At 70.8% G+C, this 18,810-nt stretch carries 8 protein-coding genes; 7 read left to right on the top strand and 1 reads right to left on the bottom strand.

The annotated features are described in order from the left end of the window. Positions 1 to 129 precede the first annotated feature (129 nt). The 4 genes from ACE3OG_RS14860 to ACE3OG_RS14845 are packed head-to-tail and all read left to right on the top strand — an operon-like array spanning position 130 to position 14,214. Entirely contained in the window at positions 130 to 2,070 is a 1,941-nt protein-coding gene (locus tag ACE3OG_RS14860) for an amino acid adenylation domain-containing protein (protein ID WP_374310014.1), read from the top strand. Between the two features lie 10 nt (positions 2,071 to 2,080). Further along, positions 2,081 to 10,114 (top strand): amino acid adenylation domain-containing protein, encoded by an 8,034-nt coding sequence (locus ACE3OG_RS14855; protein ID WP_374310012.1) that lies wholly within the window; start codon positions 2,081 to 2,083, stop codon positions 10,112 to 10,114. Continuing rightward, on the top strand, positions 10,111 to 12,957 hold the full coding sequence (locus tag ACE3OG_RS14850; RefSeq protein WP_374310010.1) for a condensation domain-containing protein: 2,847 nt from the start codon (positions 10,111 to 10,113) through the stop codon (positions 12,955 to 12,957). Before ACE3OG_RS14855 ends, ACE3OG_RS14850 begins: the two co-directional genes overlap by 4 nt. 12 nt (positions 12,958 to 12,969) lie before the next feature. Beyond that, positions 12,970 to 14,214 (top strand): alpha/beta hydrolase family protein, encoded by a 1,245-nt coding sequence (locus tag ACE3OG_RS14845; protein ID WP_374310008.1) that lies wholly within the window; start codon positions 12,970 to 12,972, stop codon positions 14,212 to 14,214. Positions 14,215 to 14,319: 105 nt separating this feature from the next. On the opposite strand, the gene ACE3OG_RS14840 is transcribed toward ACE3OG_RS14845, so the two are convergent. Further along, complete coding sequence (locus tag ACE3OG_RS14840; RefSeq protein WP_374310006.1) at positions 14,320 to 16,461, bottom strand: TonB-dependent receptor; 2,142 nt, start codon at positions 16,459 to 16,461, stop codon at positions 14,320 to 14,322. A 242-nt stretch (positions 16,462 to 16,703) separates the two neighbouring features. Between ACE3OG_RS14840 and ychF the strand changes: the two genes are divergently transcribed. The 3 genes from ychF (at position 16,704) to ACE3OG_RS14825 (ending at position 18,800) form a co-directional block, all read left to right on the top strand. Then, a complete protein-coding gene (ychF, locus tag ACE3OG_RS14835; protein ID WP_374310004.1) occupies positions 16,704 to 17,801 on the top strand; it encodes a redox-regulated ATPase YchF in 1,098 nt (365 codons plus the stop codon). Positions 17,802 to 17,813: 12 nt separating this feature from the next. Continuing rightward, positions 17,814 to 18,467, top strand: coding sequence for a 5,6-dimethylbenzimidazole synthase (bluB, locus tag ACE3OG_RS14830; protein WP_374310002.1), 654 nt, complete (start codon positions 17,814 to 17,816; stop codon positions 18,465 to 18,467). A gap of 96 nt (positions 18,468 to 18,563) precedes the next feature. Beyond that, on the top strand, positions 18,564 to 18,800 hold the full coding sequence (locus tag ACE3OG_RS14825) for a hypothetical protein (RefSeq protein ID WP_374310000.1): 237 nt from the start codon (positions 18,564 to 18,566) through the stop codon (positions 18,798 to 18,800). Positions 18,801 to 18,810: the final 10 nt, after the last annotated feature.

Here is an 18,810-nt window from a genome sequence, read left to right as displayed (position 1 = left end):
GTAGCGGCGCAGGAGGGGCCGGACGGCCGGCTTCCCGATCGCATTCGACGGTTTTAGCGATAATCTTGAAAGCATGATCGTTCTTCGCGGCGATTGTCGGAGCGGACGCCCGCTCGAATGGAGTATCCGATGACCGACCGCCCCGCGGCTTTCGAGGACGGGCGCGCCGCGCGCTACGACCGCGCTCGCGCGATTCCCTCCTATTTCGCGGACGCGGCGCGGGAGTTCGCCGATCGTCCCGCGGTGCTCTACGGGACGGACGGCGTCCTCACCTTCGCCGAGCTCGACCGCCTGTCCGACGCCTGCGCGCGTCGCCTCGCCGCCGCGGGCGCGCGCCCCGGCGCGTTCGTCGGCCTCGCCCTGCCGCGCTCGCCCGAGGCGATCGTCGGCATGCTCGGCATCCTCAAGGCGGGCGCGGCCTTCGCGCCGCTCGACCCGGCCCAGCCGGCCGAACATCTCGCCTTCATCGCGGCGGAGACCGCGCCGGCCGCCGTGCTCTGCGCGCCCGCCGACCTCGCCCGCGCCGTTCCCTGGAGCGCGCCGAGCCTTGCGCTCGACGTGACGGCGCCTTTCGACGACGCCGGCGCCGCGCCGCTCTCCGTCGCGGGAACGGGCGAGGATCCCGCCTACGTCATGTACACGTCAGGCACCACCGGCCGGCCCAAGGGCGTCGTCGTCCCGCACCGCGGGGTGACGCGGCTCGCGTTCGGAAGTTTCGCCGATCTCGGCCCCGGCGACGTCGCGCTGCAGTTCGCCCCGCTCGCCTTCGACGCCTCGACCTTCGAGATCTGGTGCGCGCTGCTCAACGGCGCCGCCGTCGCGATCCTCGCCGACGAGCATCCGAGCTTTTCCGACCTTGGCGCCGCGATCGCGCGCTGCGGCGTCACCGCCGCCTGGCTGACCGCGAGCCTGTTCCACGCCGTCGTCGACCGCCAGATCGAGGTCCTGAAGCCGCTGCGCCTGCTGCTCGCCGGCGGCGACGTGCTCTCGCCGCGCCATGTGCGCAAGGCGCTCGACGCGCTGCCGGGCTGCCGCCTCGTCAACGGCTACGGCCCGACCGAGAACACCACCTTCACCTGCTGCTACGAGATTCCGCGCGACTTCGATCCTTCGGCGCCCGTGCCGATCGGCCGCGCCATCGACCATACGAGCGTCCATGTCCTCGGCCCGGACCTGCGGCCGGTCGCCGACGGCGAGGAGGGCGAGCTGTTCGCCGGCGGCGAAGGCGTCGCGCTGCGCTATCTCGACCGGCCCGAGCTCACCGCCGAGAAATTCCCGCAAGACCCGTTCAGCGGCGAGCCGGGACGGCTCATGTACCGCACCGGCGACCTCGTGCGGCGCCGGCCGGACGGGATCGTCGCATTCGTCGGCCGCGTCGACCGGCAGGTGAAGATTCGCGGCAAGCGCGTCGAGCTCGACGAGGTGGAGGCGCTGCTGCGCCGCCTGCCCGCGGTCGCCGACGCCTGCGCCCTTGTGCGCCAGCGCACGGACGGCGAGCGCCAGATCGTGGCCTATGTCTGCGCGCGCGAAGGCGGAGCGATCGAGCCTGCGGCGCTGCGGCGGACCATGCTTGAAACCTCCCCCGACTTCCTCGTTCCAGCCCTCGTCGTCGTCCTGCCCGAGCTGCCGCGCACGCAGAACGGCAAGGTCGACCGCGCGGCGCTGCCCGAGCCGGCGCTTCCCGAGCCCGCGCAAGCCGCGCCGGCGCCGTCCGCGTCGGCTTCGGACGCCGGCTTCGAGGAGCGGCTGGCGGCGATCTGGGCGCGCGTCCTCAAGAGCGGGCCGGTCGGCTGGGACGCCAATTTCTTCGACCTTGGCGGCGCGTCCCTCGACGTCATGGCCCTTCAGGAAGAAATACGCGCTTCATTCGGGATCGACGCGCCGATGACCGACCTTTTCCAGTTCACCACCGTCCGCTCGCTCGCCGCGCATCTGCGCCGCCTCGGCGAGCGCGGCGGCGGCGGCGCGGCCGGGGACAGGCTGGCGATCGACGATTTCGCCGCGCGCAAGGCGCGTCAGGCGGAGGCGCTGAAGCGCGCGGCCCGCCGCCGCGCGGCCCCGGCGTCCTGAGGGCCGGGCGATGAAACAGGACATCGACGGGCCCGCGCCGACCGGCTTCGCGGTGATCGGCATGGCGGCGCGCTATCCCGGCGCGCCGGACGTCGCCGCCTTCTGGCGCAACCTCGTCGGCGGCGTCGAATCGATCAGCCGCTTCTCGCCCGCCGAGCTCGAGGACAGCTTCGACGCGGCGACGCGGGCCGGCCCCGACTATGTGCCGGCGCGCTCGATCCTCGAGGGCGTCGAGGAGTTCGACGCCGCCTTCTTCGCGATGCACGCGCGCGAGGCGGAGCTGACCGACCCGCAGCATCGCGTGCTGCTCGAATGCGCTTACGCGGCGCTCGAGGACGCCGGCTACGACCCGGCCGCCTATCAGGGCGCGATCGGCGCCTTCGCCGGCTGCTCGATGAGCAGCTACTTCCTGCGCAACGTGCTGCGCGACCGCGCCGCCGTGGAGCGCTTCACCAGCGACTACCAGGTCGGCAGCTACGCCGAGCTGATGGGCGCGCTGCCCGACGTCTTCGCCACGCGCCTCTCCTACAAGCTGGGCCTGCGCGGCCCGGCGATGACGGTGCAGACCGCCTGCTCGACCTCGCTCGTCGCCGTCGCCGAGGCCTGCAAGAGCCTCGCGCTCTATGAATCCGACATGGCGCTCGCCGGCGGCGTGTCGATCACCCTGCCGCAAAAACGCGGCTATCTCGCGCTCGAGGGCGCGATGGTCTCGCCGAGCGGCCATGTGCGCACTTTCGACGCCGGCGCCGACGGCACGGTGTTCGGCTCCGGCGCCGGCGTCGTGCTCCTGAAGCGCGTCGAGGAGGCGATCGCCGACGGCGACCATATCTACGCGGTGATCCGCGGCGCGGCGCTCAACAACGACGGCGCGCAGCGCGCCGGCTTCACCGCGCCGAGCTCGGCCGGCCAGTCCGAGGCGATCCTCGCCGCCCTCGCCAACGCCGAGGTCGAGGCGCGCTCCATCTCCTATGTCGAGTGCCACGGCACTGCGACGCCGCTCGGCGACCCGATCGAGGTCGCGGGACTGACCCGCGCCTTCCGCGCGACGACCGACGACGTCGGCTTCTGCGCGCTCGGCTCGGTCAAGCCGAACATCGGCCACACCGACGCCGCCGCGGGCGTCGCCGGCGTCATCAAGACGGCGCTGGCGCTGCAGGCGAAGCGCCTGCCGGGCCTGCTGCATTACCGTTCGCCCAATCCGCAGATCGACTTTTCGACGAGCCCCTTCTACGTCGACGCCGACTGGCGCGACTGGCCGCGCGGGGAGGAGCCGCGCCGCGCCGGCGTCAGCGCCTTCGGCGTCGGCGGCACCAACGCCCACGCCATTCTCGAGGAGGCGCCGCCGCTCGCCTCCGGGCCTTCCGCGCGCGGCGCGCAAATCCTCTGCCTTTCGGCGCGCAGCCCGGCCGCGCTCGCCAGGGCGCGCGAAAATCTCGCCGCGCGTCTTGAGGCCGATCCCGACCTGCCGCTCGCCGACGTCGCCTATACGCTGGCGCTCGGCCGGCGCGCCTTCCCCTTCCGCGCCGCGCTCGCGGCGTCCGACGCGGCCGCGGCGGCGGCCGGCCTGCGCTCGGGCGCGGGGCTCGCCAGGGGCGAGGCGAAGCGGGCGCGCGCGCTCGCCTTCATGTTCCCCGGCCAGGGCGCGCAATATCCGGGCATGGGGCAGGGCCTCTACGAGACCGAGCCCGTTTTCCGCGACGCGATGCGCGCGAGCGCGGAGATCCTGCGGCCGATCCTGAACGCGGATCTGTGCGCGCTGCTTTACGGCGGCGAGGGCGAGCGGCTCGACGCCGACGCGCTGCGCGAGACGCGCTACGCCCAGCCGGCGCTGTTCTCCGTCGGCTACGCGCTCGCCGCGCTGTGGCGCAGCTTCGGCGTCGCGCCGCAGATGACGATCGGCCACAGCGTCGGCGAATTCGTCGGCGCCTGCCTCGCCGGCGTGTTCTCGCAGGAGGACGCGCTGCGCCTGATCGCCGAGCGCGGGCGGCTGATGCAGGAGATGCCGACCGGCGCGATGACCGCCGTGCGCCTGTCCGAAGAAGCGCTCGCCCCGCATCTTGGCGGCGACCTCGCGCTCGCCGCCGTCAACGGGCCGAAGCTCTGCGTCGCCGCCGGCCCCGAGGACGCCGTGGCGGCGCTTGAGGCGAAGCTCGCCGCGCAGGGCGCGCAGACGCGCCGCCTGCACACCTCGCACGCCTTCCACTCGCCGATGATGGAGCCCGCCGCGGCGGCGCTGCGCGCGAGCGTCGCCGGCATGCGCCTCAATCCGCCGAGCCTGCCGGTCGTCTCCTCGACGACGGGCGGCTGGCTGACGCCCGAGCAGGCCGTCTCGCCCGACTATTGGGCCCGCCATTGCCGCGAGCCGGTGCGCTTCTTCGACGGCCTCAGGACGCTGCTCGCCTCGGCGCCCGACCTGATCCTGATCGAGGCCGGCCCCGGCCGAACCCTCTCGACGCTCGCCCGGCAGGGCGGGGCGGGCAGCGCGCCGGAAGCGGTTCTGGCCTCGCTCCCCGACGCGTCGCGCGAAACCTCCGACGCCGAAGCCTTCGCCGGCGCCGCCGGCCAGCTCTGGTGCGCCGGCGGCGGCCTCGACTGGAGCGCCGTCTACGCCTGCGAACGTCGTCGGCGCGTCTCGCTGCCCACTTATCCTTATGAGCGCGTGCGCCATTGGCTCGACGCGCCGCCTCTTGCGCAGGGAGCGGCTTCGCTCCCCGCGCCGCCCGACGCGACGCCCGCGCCAGCGCCGCATGTTCCCGAAAGCCTTTCAGCGATGGCAGGTTCAATGTCGATCACCGAAGCCCCGGCCGCACCCTCTGGACAAGGCGACGCCCTGCGCCGGCGGATCGTCGATCTGTTCGAGAATCTGTCGGGCGAGTCGCTCGCCGACGCCCCGGCCGACGCGAGCTTCCTTGAGCTCGGCTTCGATTCGCTGTTCCTCAGCCAGGTCACGCAGCAGCTGCAGCGCGACTTCAAGGTGAAGCTGACCTTCCGCCAGCTGCTCGGCGATCTTTCGACCATCCCGGCGCTCGCCGCCCATATCGAGGCGACGCTGCCGCCGGAGGCGCGCGCCGCGCTCGCACCTGCGTCCGTCCCCACGCCCGCCCTTGCGCCCGTCGCGCAGCCGGCGGCCGCGGCCCCGACGCCGGCCTTCGCCGCTCCCGCTTTCTCCGCGCCGGCCTTCGCGAACTCCGGGACGCCCGCGGTCGGCGGCGGCGTCGAGCAGATCATCCGCGACCAGCTCGAGGCGATGAGCCGGCTGATGGCGCAGCAGCTCGCCGCTCTTGGCGGCGCGCCCGCGCCCGCGCTCGTCCAGCAGCCCGCGCCCGCCGCGATTCAGGCGCCGGCGCCCGTCCCGCTTCAGGCGCCCGCTCCCGCGGCCGCGCCCGCCGCGGACGAGCCGGTTTCGCGCTTCGACAGGCTCGCCGCCGCCCGCTCGGCGCCGGCCGCCGAGATGAACGAGACGCAGGAGCGCGCGCTCGCCGAGCTCGTCGCGCGCTTCAACGCGCGCTCGCCGACCTCGAAGCGGATGACCGCGCAATATCGCCCCGAGCTCGCCGATCCGCGCGCCGCCGCCGGCTTTCGCCCCGAGTGGAAGGACCTCGTCTATCCGGTGGTCTCCGACGCGGCGCAGGGCTCGCGCATCTACGACGTCGACGGCAACGCCTATGTCGATCTCGTCAACGGCTACGGCCAGACCTTCTTCGGCCACGCCGCGCCCTTCGTCGTCGAGGCGGTCTCAGAGCAGCTGAAGAAGGGCTTCGCCATCGGCCCGCAATCGCATCTCGCCGGCGAGGTGGCCAAGCTCTTCGGCGAGATGACCGGCAACGAGCGCGTCACCTTCTGCAACACCGGCTCGGAGGCGGTGATGGCGGCGATGCGCGTCGCCCGCACGGTGACCGCGCGCGAAACCATCGTGATGTTCACCGGCGACTATCACGGCCAGTTCGACGAGGTGCTGGTCAAGGGTTCTCTGCGCGGAGGCGTCGCGCGGTCGGCGCCGGCGGCGGCGGGCATCCCGAAGGACTCGGTCGACAACATGGTGGTGCTGCCCTATGGCGCGCCCGACTCGCTCGAATGGATCAGGGCGCACGCCGACGAACTGGCCGCCGTGCTGGTCGAGCCGGTGCAGAGCCGCCATCCGGCGCTGCGCCCGGTCGAATTCCTGAAGGAGATCCGCGCCATCACCGAGAAGTCGGGCGCTGCGCTGATCTTCGACGAGGTGGTCACCGGCTTCCGCGTGCATACCGGCGGCATGCAGCATGTGTTCGGCATCCGCGCCGACCTCGCCACCTACGGCAAGGTCGTCGGCGGCGGCCTGCCGGTCGGCATCCTCGCCGGCGCGGCGCGCTTCATGGACGCGCTCGACGGCGGCCAGTGGGCCTATGGCGACGACTCCTATCCCGAAGCGGCGATGACCTTCTTCGCCGGCACCTTCGTGCGCCATCCGCTCGTCATGGCGGCGGTGTGGGCCGTGCTCAACCATCTGAAGGCGGCGGGGCCGACGCTGCAGGAGGGGGTGAGCGCGCGCGCGGCGGGGCTCGTCGAGCGCCTCAACGCCTTCCTGCGCAAGCGCGGCCTCGACTTCACGATCGAGGGCTACGCGAGCTGGTTCTTCTTCGACCTCGGCAAGCTGTCGCGCTATTCGGGCCTTCTCTATCCGCACATGCTGGAGCGCGGCGTCTATATCCAGGAGCATTACCCATGCTTCCTGACGACGGCGCACACCGACGCGGACGTCGAGGCGATCGCGCGCGCCTTCGAGGACAGCGTCGTCGCCATGCAGAAGGCGGACTTCCTGCCGGCCCCTCCCGGCATGGGGCCGGAGCCCGAGACCGACGGTCCGCTGACCGAGGCGCAGACCGAGGTCTGGCTCTCGGCGCAGCTCTCGGACGAAGCCTCCTGCGCGTTCAATGAATCCGTGTCGCTGCGGCTTTCGGGCTCGCTCGACCGCGCCGCGCTCGAAGGCGCGCTGAACAAGGTGATCGCGCGTCATGACGCGCTGCGCGCGAGTTTCAGCCCGGACGGCATGCGCATGCGCGTCGAGCCCGAGCTGAAGCTCGCGCTCGAGGTCGAGGACCTGTCCTCGGGCGGGCCGGACGCGGCGGAGGCGGCCTGGCGCGACATCCTCGCGCAGGACGCGCGCACGCCGTTCGACCTCGTCGCCGGCCCCGTGATCCGCGCCCGACTGGCGAAGCTCGCGCCCGACCTCCATGTGCTGGCGCTGACCGCGCATCACATCGTCTGCGACGGCTGGTCGTTCAACGTCGTCATCGGCGAACTGACCGCGCTCCATGAGGAGGCCGTCGCCGGAACGCCCGCGAACCTGCCGGCGCCGCTCTCGTTCCTGCGCTACGGCGCCGAGGAGCGCGCGCGCCAGAAGCGCGAGGGCGCGGCGGTCGAGGCCTTCTGGCTGCCGCAGTTCACGCCGCCGCCGCCGCCGCTCGACCTGCCGACGGACCGCCCGCGCCCGCCGCAGAAGAGCTTCGCCGGCGCGACGCTCACGCGCCGCATCGAGCCGGAGTTGACGCAGCGCTTCCGCAAGGCGATGGCCAAGCAGGGCTGCACCCTGTTCGCCGCGCTGCTCGCCGCCTATGAGGTCCTGCTCGCGCGGCTCGCCGGCCAGAACGAGATCGTCGTCGGCATACCGGCGGCGGGCCAGCAGCTCGTCGAGAGCGAGGGCGCGCTCGTCGGCCATTGCGTCAACTTCCTGCCGCTGCGCGCGCGCTGGGCCGACGGCGCGACCATGGCCGAGGAGCTCAAGGCGGCGCGCCAGCGCGTGCTCGCCGCGCAGGACCATCAGAGCTTCACGCTCGGCACGCTGGTGCGCAAGATGGACCGCCCGCCTGAGGCCGGTCGCCGCCCGCTCGTCGAGGTTCAGTTCAACCTCGAAAAGCTCGGCGACCGCATCAGCCTGACGGGCCTCGAGGTCGAGGCGAGGTCGAACCCGAAGGCCGCCGTCGTCTTCGACCTGTTCTTCAACTGCACGGAGCAGGACGGCGGGCTGCGCGTCGACGTCGACTATTCGACCGACCTCTTCGACGCGGCGACGATCGAGCGCTGGATCGGCCATTTCCGCACGCTCGTCGGCGCGGTCGCCGACGACGCCGAGCGGCCGATCGCCGCCCTGCCGCTGCTCTCGACGTCCGAGCGCGACTGGCTGGTCCACGGCCTCAACGACAAGGCCGCGCCGGACCTTGACCTGCGCCCGATCCATGAGCTCGTCGCCGCGCAGGCGGCGCGCACGCCGGACGCGGTCGCGGCGCGTCATGGCGAGAAATCGCTGACCTACGCCGAGCTCGACGCGAGGGCGAACCGCCTCGCCAACCATCTCAAGACCGTCGTCAAGACGCCCGACGCGCGGATCGGCGTCGCCGCCGAGCGCTCGCTCGACATGCTCGTCGCGCTGGTCGCCGTCATGAAGACCGGCTGCGCCTATGTCCCGCTCGACCCCGGGCATCCGGCCGCGCGGCTGCGGCTCATCCTCGACAACGCCGACGTCGCGGCGATCGTCAGCGACGAGAACGCCTTCATGGGGGCGATCGGCTCGGGCGTTCCGGTCGTGCGGCTCGACGCCGACGCGGCGGCGATCGCCGCCGCCTCCGCCAGCGCGCCGCAGGCGCCCTCCGACGCCGCGCGCCCCTGCTACGTGATCTTCACCTCGGGATCGACGGGCGTGCCGAAAGGCGTCGAGATCGCCCACCGCTCGGTCGCGAACCTCCTCTGGTCCATCGCCCATACGCTCAAGGCCGGCCCGAGCGACGTCCTTGTCGCCGGAACGACGATCTCCTTCGACATCGCCGCGCTCGAGCTCTACATGCCGCTGATCACCGGCGGCTGCGTGATCATCGCGAGCCGCGACGACGTGCGCGGCGGCTTCGGCTTCGCCGGCCTCATCGGGCGGCCGGAGACGACCATCGTCCAGGCGACGCCCTCGCTCTGGCGCATGCTGCTGGAGGCGGGCTTCTCGCCGCGGCCCGGCCTGCGCATGCTGTGCGGCGGCGAAGCGTTGCCGCGCGACCTCGCCGACGCGTTGCTGGCGAACGGCGGCGAGCTGTGGAACGTCTACGGCCCGACCGAGACGACCATCTGGTCTTCGATCGGCCCCGTCGCGCCTTCGCCCGCGCCGGTCACGATCGGCGAGCCCGTCGCCAACACCGGCCTCTATGTGCTCGACGCCAACCGGCGGATCGTCCCCCCTAGCGTCGTCGGCGACCTCTACATCGGCGGCCTCGGCCTCGCCATCGGCTATTTCCGCCGTCCCGAGCTCGACCGGGCCGCCTTCTTCGACGTCGTCCTCGACGAGGGCGCGCCGCCGCAGCGGCTCTATCGCACGGGCGACCTCGCCCGGCGCCTGTCGGACGGGCGGCTCGAGGCGCTCGGGCGCGCCGATTCGCAGGTCAAGCTGCGCGGCTTCCGCATCGAGCTCGAGGAGATCGAGGCGGTGATGCGCGCCTGTCCGCGCGTCTCGGCCTGCGCCGCGGCGATCAAGGCCCCGGCGCAGGGCGCGCCCCGCCTCGTCGGCTATTACGTCTCCGCCGAGCCCGTCGCCGACGGCGAGCTTTCGGGCTTCGCCGCGCAGAAGCTGCCGGACTACATGGTCCCGGCGCTGTGGATGCGGCTGCCGGCGCTGCCGATGACGCCGAACGGCAAGCTCGATCGCAAGGCGCTGCCCTCGCCCGAATGGAGCACGGGCGAAAAGGCGCGCGAAATCGTCGCGCCGCGCACGCCGATGGAGGAGAAGCTGGCGGCGATCTGGCGGGAGGTGCTGCAGATCGACGACATCGGCGTGAACGACAATATTTTCGCCCTGGGCGCCGATTCCATTCATCTTTTCCGGATCGCAGCCCGTATGATGGCGCAGGGCGCGCCTCTCGAGGCGCGTCACCTCATGCGCTTTCCGACCATAGCCGAGCTGGCGAAGGCCGCGGAAGCCGAGGAGGCGGCGTCGGCCGGCGAGGCCGGAAAGGCGGCGGCGCCGTCCCTGCGCAGCTTCAGGCGCGGCGCGCCGGCCAGGGAGGGACAGGTGAGGGAAACGTCCGGGTGACACGTCAGGCGAACGACATCACGATCGAGCGCGACGACGCGCAGGCGTCCCTGGACGGCTCGGGCGAAAGTCTGATCTTTCCCTGCTCGTCGTCGCAGAATCGCTGCTGGTTCATCAACGCGCTCAACCCGGGCAATCCCGCGCTGAACGTCGCTTTGCGCTGGGAGGCGATCGGGCGCCTCTCGCCGACGACCGCCGAGCAGGCGTTTCAAGAGATCGTCGACCGGCACGAGATCCTGCGCTCGCGCTTCTTCGAGCGCGACGGCGAGGCGATGCAGGAGGCGCCGCCCTCGCTCGCCTTCAAGCTGGCGGTGATCGACCTCTCCATGCTGGAGCCGGCGGAGCAGGAGCGCGAGGCGCTGAAGCTCGGCGAGCGCGAGGCGCACGCCTCCTTCGACCTGTCGCAGGCGCCGCCGATCCGCGCGACCTATCTGCGCCTGTCGCAGGAGCGCGCCATCCTGCTCGTCACCGTGCATCAGATCGCCTTCGACGGCTGGTCGATCCGCGTCCTCGCCCATGAGTTCGGCGCGATCGCCGAGGCGATCAACGCCGGCCGGGCGGCGGACCTGCCGCCGCCGCCGCTCCAGTACGGCGATTTCTGCCTCTGGCAGAAGGAATATTTCGCGAGCGGCACGTTCGAGGCCGAAACCGACTACTGGAGGACGCAGCTCGCCGACGCGCCCTATTTCGAGGTTCCGCCCGACCATCGCAAGCCGCCGCGTCCGACCTACAAGGGCGTCATCATCGCGCAGACCCTGCCGAAGGAGCTCGGGGACCGCCTCGAGGAGACCGCGCGGCGCGCCAACGTCACCCTGTTCAGCCTCGGCTGCGCGGCGCTTGGCGCGGCGCTGAACCGCTACGCCGGGCAGGACGACGTCATTTTCGGGACGCAGATCGCCGGCCGGGACGATCCCGACCTCGAAAACCTCATCGGCATGTTCATCAACAATCTGGTGATGCGCTTCGACGCCTCGGGCGATCCGAGCTTCGAGACCTTTCTGCGCCGGGTCAACGAGACCGTGCAGGGCGCGCTCATCAACCAGCGCGTGCCCTTCGACAAGCTCGTCGAGATTCTCAATCCGCCGCGCGACCCCTCGCGCACGCCGCTCATCTCGGTCAATTTCACCGTGCTGCGCGACGTCATGGACCACAGGAGCTACGGCGACTTCACCCTGCTCGGCCGGCCCTCGCTTTCGGCCGGCTCGCTCTACGACCTCATCTTCTTCCTCGTGCACTGGCCGGACGGCTGGCGCATGGCGATGGAGTACAACCCCGACCTGTTCGAGGCCGAGACCGCGCGGGGCCTGCTCGATTTCCTGATCAGGACCTTCGAATTCGCGGTCCAGCGTCCGACGGACAGGCTCTCGGCGCTGACGCCGCCGGCGCGCGAGACGCTGGAGGCGGCGCGCGACCGCGCGGGCCTCGCCGCGATCGAGGGCGCGCTCGCCCGCCATCCCGACGTCGCCGAGGCGGTCGCCGTCCTGCCGCCCGAACGAGAGAAGCCCTACGCCTTCGTCGCGCCGCGCGCGGGCGTGCGCGTTCCGCTCGAGACCCTGCCGCGGACGCTGTCCGGCTTCCTCGACGAAACCCTCGATCCGAGCGTCGCGCGCCCTGACGGGGTGAGCGTGCTGCTCGCGCTGCCGCGGACCGGCCGGGGCGCGCTCGATCCGAGCCGCCTGCCGGAGCCGCCCGCGCCCGCGCGCGCGCTCGTCGCAACCGCGCAGGCCGAGCGGCTTCCCGACGCCGACGCGGAGAAGCGCCTCGCGGCGATCTGGCGCGAGTTGCTCCATGTCGAGCGGATCGAGCCGCAGTCCAATTTCTTCGACCTCGGCGGCCATTCGCTGCTCAGCATCCGGCTGATGGCGCGCATAGCCGAGGAGTTCGGGGTCAAGCTCGACCCGCTCACCCTGTTCCAGGCGCCGACGCTGCGCGCCTTCGCCGCGCGCCTGCCGGGACGCGGGACGGTCGAGGAGGCCCCGCCGCCCGCGGCGGCGCTCGCGCGCATCCAGCCGGACGGCGACAAGACCCCGGTCATCGTCATCAACAATTCGATCCTCTACTACAAGCTCGCGCAGCGGATCGGCCCCGGCCGTCCTGTGTTCGGCATTCCGCTGATCGTGCCGCCGGGCGACGGGCCGCCGCCCGTCCGCACGCTCAACGAGATCGCGAAAGACTATGTCGCGATGATCCGCGAGGCGCAGCCGCGCGGACCCTACGTCCTGTGCGGCTTCTGCATCGGCGGCGCGCTCGCCTACGAATGCGCGCAGCAGCTCGCCGCCGCCGGCGAGGAGACGCCGCTGCTGATCCTCGCCGACCTGTGGGTGCCGGGCTACCTCGCCCGCATGCCGCTCTACCGGAAGATCGCCTATCACCTCAACTATCGCACGCGCTCGCTCGTCCATCGCGTCGGCATCGTCGTCAAGGGACAGGCCTCGCTCGCGGAGATGCTGTCGAGCTTCACGCTGGTGCGCAAGACGCGCATCCTCGACTTCGCCGTGTCGCTCGGGCTGATCGACGGCGCGAAGCTGGCGCGCAAGGTCATCGGGCGTCAGGAATGGGAGTTCCTGATCTCGCTCGAGCGCGCGCGCGACGCCTATGAGACGAAGCCGATCGACGCCGACGCGCTGCTGCTCAAGAGCGGGGAGATCGTCACGACCTTCGCCGACGCGCAGATGGGTTGGGGCAAATACGTCAAGGGACGCCTGATCATCCATGACGTTCCCGGCTGGCATCAGGAAATCTTCGACGACAGGGGCTCGGAGGTGATCGCCGGCTATCTGCGCCCGTTGCTCGAGGAGATCGACCGCCGGCGCGCCGTCGGGACCATCGCCGAAACCGTCTGACCTCCTGACGCCATGCAAAGCCTCGTCGATCTGCGCCTCGACCAGCTTTTCAGCCGCTTCGGCTTCCTGTTCGGCGCGGCGCTGCTCGCTTTGGGGCTGATCGGCCTGGTCTTTCTGCTGCGATGGAGCCACGCCTCCCGCCCGGTCTTGGGCGTCTCGCTCGCCGTCGCCGCGGCGGCGGCGATTCTCGGCGCGGCGCTGTTCGCGCCGGCGGCGGGCCGCGTCGGCAGGGCGCTCCAGCGCGTCGTCGCGAATCCGGGGCCGCCGGCGCCCTCGGGCCCGTTTCCAACGCGCGCGCTCGACGTTCTCCTTCCGCCGCGCGAGGGCGCCGGCGCGCCGATCCGCGTGCGCCTGTTCATCCCCGCCGCGGCGCCCGCAGGGGAGGAGCAATCGCTTTCCTGCGCCGACCTCGGCGGCTTGCGGCTCGCCGATCCCGCTCCCGCCCGGGCGTTCCAGCTGCTGGTCTATACGCCGGGGCTGCTCTCGGTCGCGACCGATTCGGCCTCGACGGCGGCGCAGCTCGCGAGCCGCGGCTATGTCGTGGCGGCGCTCGACGATCCCGGCCACGACGCGCCGACGGACCCGGCGCATCCCTTCTTCGATTTCTCCTCCGACGAGGCCTTCGCGCAGATGGTCGCGCGCTCGACCGCCAAGTCGCAGGCGGACGCGCGGCGCGCGCAAGAGGCGCTCGACCGGCTCACGGCCTGCGCCAGCGGGGCGTTCGCCGAGCGCGTCGATTTCGCGCGCGTCGGGGCTTACGGCTTCTCCTTCGGCGGCTCGGTCGCGGCGACGCTGGCGCTGCTCGATCCGCGCGTCGTCGCCGCCGCCAATCTCTCCGGGTTCGTGTTCGGGCCGGCGCGCGACGCCGCCCAAAAGCCCTATCTCGTGCTGCTTGAGGACGAGCCGCTCCCGACGCAGGCTGATTTCGCCTCGGCTGCAGCCGAGCGGCGCATCTACAAGACGGCGCAGGCCGAGTTCCTCGACGCGCAGGCGAAGCGGCTCGCCGCGCCCGACGCTTACGGCTTCATACTGCGCGGCACGACGCACGCCAATTTCAACGATTCGATCTTTTCGCGCGCCGACGCGAAATACTGGCCGTTCGCCGATCCGCAGCAGGCGCAGGCGAACGTCGTCGCCTACCTTTGCGCCTTCTTCGGCCATTATCTGCGCGGCGAGCCGCCGGGACTCCTGACCGCCGCGCCGGGGAAGGAAATCGTCGCCCTCAAGGGGCGTCCAGACTGGCGGACATGGGAGTGAGGCTCACATGAAAGGACGGCCGTTTCGAGGTCGCCCTTTCCCATGCCGCGTGCGCCGGACGTCGTCGACAGTTCTCATACGCGCGGCGGCGAGACGGGAGCCGGGCTAAAACCTTTGCGTGATCCCGGCGAGGATCGTGCGGCGCAGACCGAACTGCGGCGCGCCGACGCCCACGCCCGTGCCGTTGCGGATCTGGTAGCTCGCGTCGGCGAGATTCAACATGTCGAGCCGCGCCTCCGTCCCGGCGCCAAGCCCGAGATCGAGCTTCTGCACGACGCTGGCGTTGACCACGGCGTATTCCGGAAGCGAGCCGCCGTTCGGCACGTCGTTCGCGTCGGACCGCAGGCCGCTTTGCACGATGAGGTCGAAAGCGACGCGCGTCGCGTATTTCGTTCCCCGATTGAAGGTGTAGGCGGCGCCGGCGGACGCGGTCCACGTCTGGTCGTGATCGAGATGGATCGAATTCTGCTGGATGTAGGCGAGATCGTCGGGATCGAAATTGAACTGCGCGGAATCGATCGCCTTGCCGACCGCCCTCGAATAGGCGGCGTTGGCGTAGATCGACCAGGCGTCGACGTCATAGTTGGCGGTGAACTCGACGCCCTGCACGCGGGCCCAGCGATAATTGAAAGCCGAAAGAATGATCGGCGCGCCGAACTGGCCTTCGTCGATGAGGTTGGTCGCGCGCTTGTAGTAGGCGTCGAGGCCGACCGAAAATCCCGGCGCGACCGTCTGCTGGATTCCGATGTCGAAATAGTGCGATCGTTCCGACCGCACGTTGTCGTCCCGCAAGATCGCCGGCGCGGCGGTGGTTCCGGCGAACAGGCCGACGCTGGTCGGCGAGACGAGTTCGAAGGGCGGCGGCGTGAAATAGCGTGAATAGCCCGCGTGGATCGTCGTCGAGTCGGTGGGCTTCCACACTGCGTTGACGCGCGGGCTCAGCTGCGTCTGATTGGCGTATTCGTTCACGCCGTCGAAGCGCAGGCCGTAGTTGAGCGTGAAGCTCGGCAGGATCCGCCATTCGTCCTGAAGATAGACGCCGTAGAGGCCGCCGGTCCTGCCGCCATTGTCGACGACGCCGATCGGCTGCTCGGAAGTCTGGGCGCCGTCGGCGTCGACGGGCAGCACGTTCGAAAAAGTGTTGAAGCTCGTATGTTCGAGCTGGCCGAGGACGCCCCCGCGCAGCGTGTGGCTGTCGTTGACGCGCCAGGCCGCGTCGGTCTGGACGCCGCCTGCGAGGTTCGAGCGGGCGGCGTATTGCGCGACGCCGTTGAACAGCAGGTCGCCGAGCGGATCGGGCGTGAACGAAAGGTTGCTGTTGCGCACGAAGCCCGAGATCTGCACGTCGGCGTCGCCGATCCGCTTTTGCAGCGAGAGGACGCCGAATTGCGTGTTCTCGATCTGGGTTTCATTGAGAATGCTGCTGTTGAATGTGCTGACGCCGTTGACGGAGAGGCCAAGCTGCGGCGTCTGGCCCGGATTGTTCGGGATCTGGAAATTACCGTTGAAGGCCCCGCCGAACACGCTGACGCGCGTGTCCGGATCGAGAATCGCGTTCATGATCGCGAAGCCATGCCACTGCTCGGTCCGGTCATGCAGGGCGTTGAAGCTCGCGTCCGGATTCTCGACGCCGCGCTCATTGCGCAGAAAGTCGCCGGCGACGTACCAGTCGACGTTGTTGTAGCGCCCGCCATATTCGAGGCTCGGCTGCGCCCATCCGAAGGTTCCGCCATAGCCGCTCAGCGCGACGCCGGGATTGGTGAGGCCGGTCTTCGTCTGGATGTCGAGCACGCCGGCGGTCTGGAACCCGTATTGCGCCGGCAGCGCGCCGGTGATGAGCGTCATGTTGCGGGCGAAGCGGGTCTCCAGCGCCTGACCGAACACCGAAAGCCCTTCGGGAAGCTGCACGCCATTGATTCTGAACTGCACGTTGGCGTGGTCGCCGCGCACGTGGACCTGGCCGAAACTGTCCTGGGCGACGCCAGGCGCCTGCAGCAACACCTGATTGAGCGGCGCGTTCTCGCCCTGCGGGATCGTCTGGAGCGCCTGCTGGCTGAAAAAATAGGAGCTCGCGCCGAGGCTCGGCTGGATCTGCAGCCGCGCCGCGTCGAGCTCCTGCGAAATCACGTCGATCGAATCGAGCGTGATCGGCGCCTCCGCGTTGGAGGCGCCGGACGCGCCGGCGCAAAGCGCCGGTCCGACGGGCGTAAGAGCCGTGGCGAGGAGGATCAATTTGCGGAGGGACACGAGGTTGTTCTCCCGGCTCTGCGGCGCCGTCGGGTATGATACGTTATAACATAACATTCAATTCCAACAAGCGCGCCGCGGCTCTTGACGCCGACCCTCGCCGAGCCGATAGCCGTGGCGAGGACGGGCTCCGGCGCCCCGCCGCGGCGCCAATCGACGCTCTCGCCTTTCCGGCGCGGGTCTTCGCGGGCGACGACGCGCGCAAATCGCGCCCGGACGCAGATCAAACGACGGATGACGACATGGGCTTCAAATGCGGCATCGTCGGCCTGCCGAACGTCGGCAAGTCGACCCTCTTCAACGCGCTGACGCAGACGGCGGCGGCGCAGGCGGCGAATTATCCGTTCTGCACCATCGAGCCGAACGTCGGCGACGTCGCCGTTCCCGATCCGCGGCTCGAGATTCTGGCGAAGATCGCCGGCTCGAAGGAGATCATCCCGACGCGGCTCACCTTCGTCGACATCGCCGGCCTCGTGCGCGGCGCCTCGAAGGGCGAGGGGCTCGGCAACCAGTTCCTCGCCAACATCCGCGAATGCGACGCCATCGCTCACGTCGTGCGCTGCTTCCAGGACGACGACGTGACCCATGTCGAGGGCCGGATCGAGCCGGTCGCCGACATCGAGACGATCGAGACCGAGCTGATGCTCGCCGACCTCGACAGCCTCGAGAAGCGCCTGCCGACGCTCGAGAAGAGGGCCAAGGGCGCCGACAAGGAGGCGAAGGAGACGCTCGACCTCGTGCGGCGCTGCCTCGTCCTGCTGCGCGAAGGGCGCCCGGCGCGCCTCGTCGAGACGCGGCCCGAGGAAGCGAGGCTCTTCGCCTCGCTCGGCCTCCTCTCGTCGAAGCCGGTGCTCTACGTGTGCAACGTCGAGGAGGCTTCGGCCGCCGAGGGCGACGCGTTCTCGGGCGCCGTCGCGGCGCGCGCGGCCGAGGAGGGCGCGGCGGCGGTCGTCGTCTCGGCCAAGATCGAAAGCGAGATCGCCGTGCTGCCTTCGGGCGAACAGAAGGACTATCTCGAGGCGGTCGGCCTCGACGAGCCGGGGCTCAACCGGGTGATCCGCGCCGGCTATGGCCTCCTGCGGCTCATCACCTATTTCACGGTCGGCCCGAAGGAGACGCGCGCCTGGACGATCGAGGCTGGCATACGCGCGCCGCAGGCGGCCGGCGTCATCCACACCGATTTCGAAAAGGGCTTCATCCGCGCCGAAACCATCGCCTATGATGATTACGTCGGCGCCGGCGGCGAGGCCGGCGCGCGCGAGGTCGGCAAGTTCCGGCTGGAAGGCAAGGATTATGTCGTCGCCGACGGGGACGTGCTGCATTTCCGCTTCGCCAACTGAGGCGCGCGCGCCGTGAGCGGCGCCGCGGCCGCCGGGAAGCCGCCGGTCTTCGACGCGGATTTTCTGCGCGCGTTCGACGCGCTGCTGCGCTGGCGGCGCGACGTGCGCCGGTTCCGGCCCGATGCCGTCGATCCGCGGCTTATCGAAAGGCTCGCGCAGGCGGCGGCGCTCGCTCCGTCCGTCGGCAATAGCCAGCCCTGGCGCTTCGTGCTCGTCGAGAGCGCGGCGCGGCGGGAGGCGGCGCTCGCGAGCTTCCTGCGCTGCAACGCCGCGGCGCTCAAAGCTTACGAGGGCGAGCGGGCGAAGCTCTACGCGAGTCTGAAGCTCGCCGGGCTCAGGGAGGCGCCCGTCCATCTCGCCGTCTTCTGCGACCACGAGACCGCCGCCGGCCACGGCCTCGGCCGGGCGACCATGCCGGAAACGCTCGATTATTCGGCGGTGGCCGCCGTCCACACGCTCTGGCTCGCGGCGCGCGCGCATGGCCTTGGCGTCGGCTGGGTCTCGATCCTCGATCCCGCCGAGATCGCCGCCGCGCTCGACGTTCCGCAGGCGTGGCGGCTCATCGCCTATCTCTGCGTCGGCTATCCGCAGGAGGAGCACGAGGATCCCGAGCTCGAGCGGGCGGGCTGGCAGGCGCGCTGCGGCGTCGCGTTCGACCGGCGCTGATCCGCCGGGCGTCGCGCCCGCGCGAAACAAATTCTTCCGCCGGCGCGTAAAGGGCTGCGGCGGCCGGCCCCGGCCGTCGGCAACCGGAGAAAGATCATGTCGAAGCGCTTAATCGCCGCCGTCGTCCTCGGCGCGGCCCTGTCGTGCGCCGCCGCCGGCGCGCAAGCGAAGATGATGGAGGTCGACGTGATGAAGACGCAGGAGGTGACCTTCCCCGACGGCACGAAGGGGACGGTCTACGTCGTCAAGATGAACGGCCACATGATGGTCGCCCTGCCGGACGACAAGACGCCGGACGTGCTGCGCCAGCAACTGTTCACGGTCGGCAAGTAGGCGGCGGACG

This window comes from Methylocella sp., from assembly GCF_041905455.1.
Taxonomy (GTDB): Bacteria; Pseudomonadota; Alphaproteobacteria; order Rhizobiales; family Beijerinckiaceae; genus Methylocapsa.
Note: the sequence above shows the minus strand (reverse complement) of the source record. Positions and strands in the feature narration are given on the sequence as shown.

Coding starts and splice junctions, on each gene's coding strand:
- ACE3OG_RS14860 (WP_374310014.1), top strand. CDS start 130: ATGACCGACCGCCCCGCGGCTTTCGAGGACGGGCGCGCCGCGCGCTAC.
- ACE3OG_RS14825 (WP_374310000.1), top strand. CDS start 18,564: ATGTCGAAGCGCTTAATCGCCGCCGTCGTCCTCGGCGCGGCCCTGTCG.
- ACE3OG_RS14855 (WP_374310012.1), top strand. CDS start 2,081: ATGAAACAGGACATCGACGGGCCCGCGCCGACCGGCTTCGCGGTGATC.
- ACE3OG_RS14845 (WP_374310008.1), top strand. CDS start 12,970: ATGCAAAGCCTCGTCGATCTGCGCCTCGACCAGCTTTTCAGCCGCTTC.
- ychF (WP_374310004.1), top strand. CDS start 16,704: ATGGGCTTCAAATGCGGCATCGTCGGCCTGCCGAACGTCGGCAAGTCG.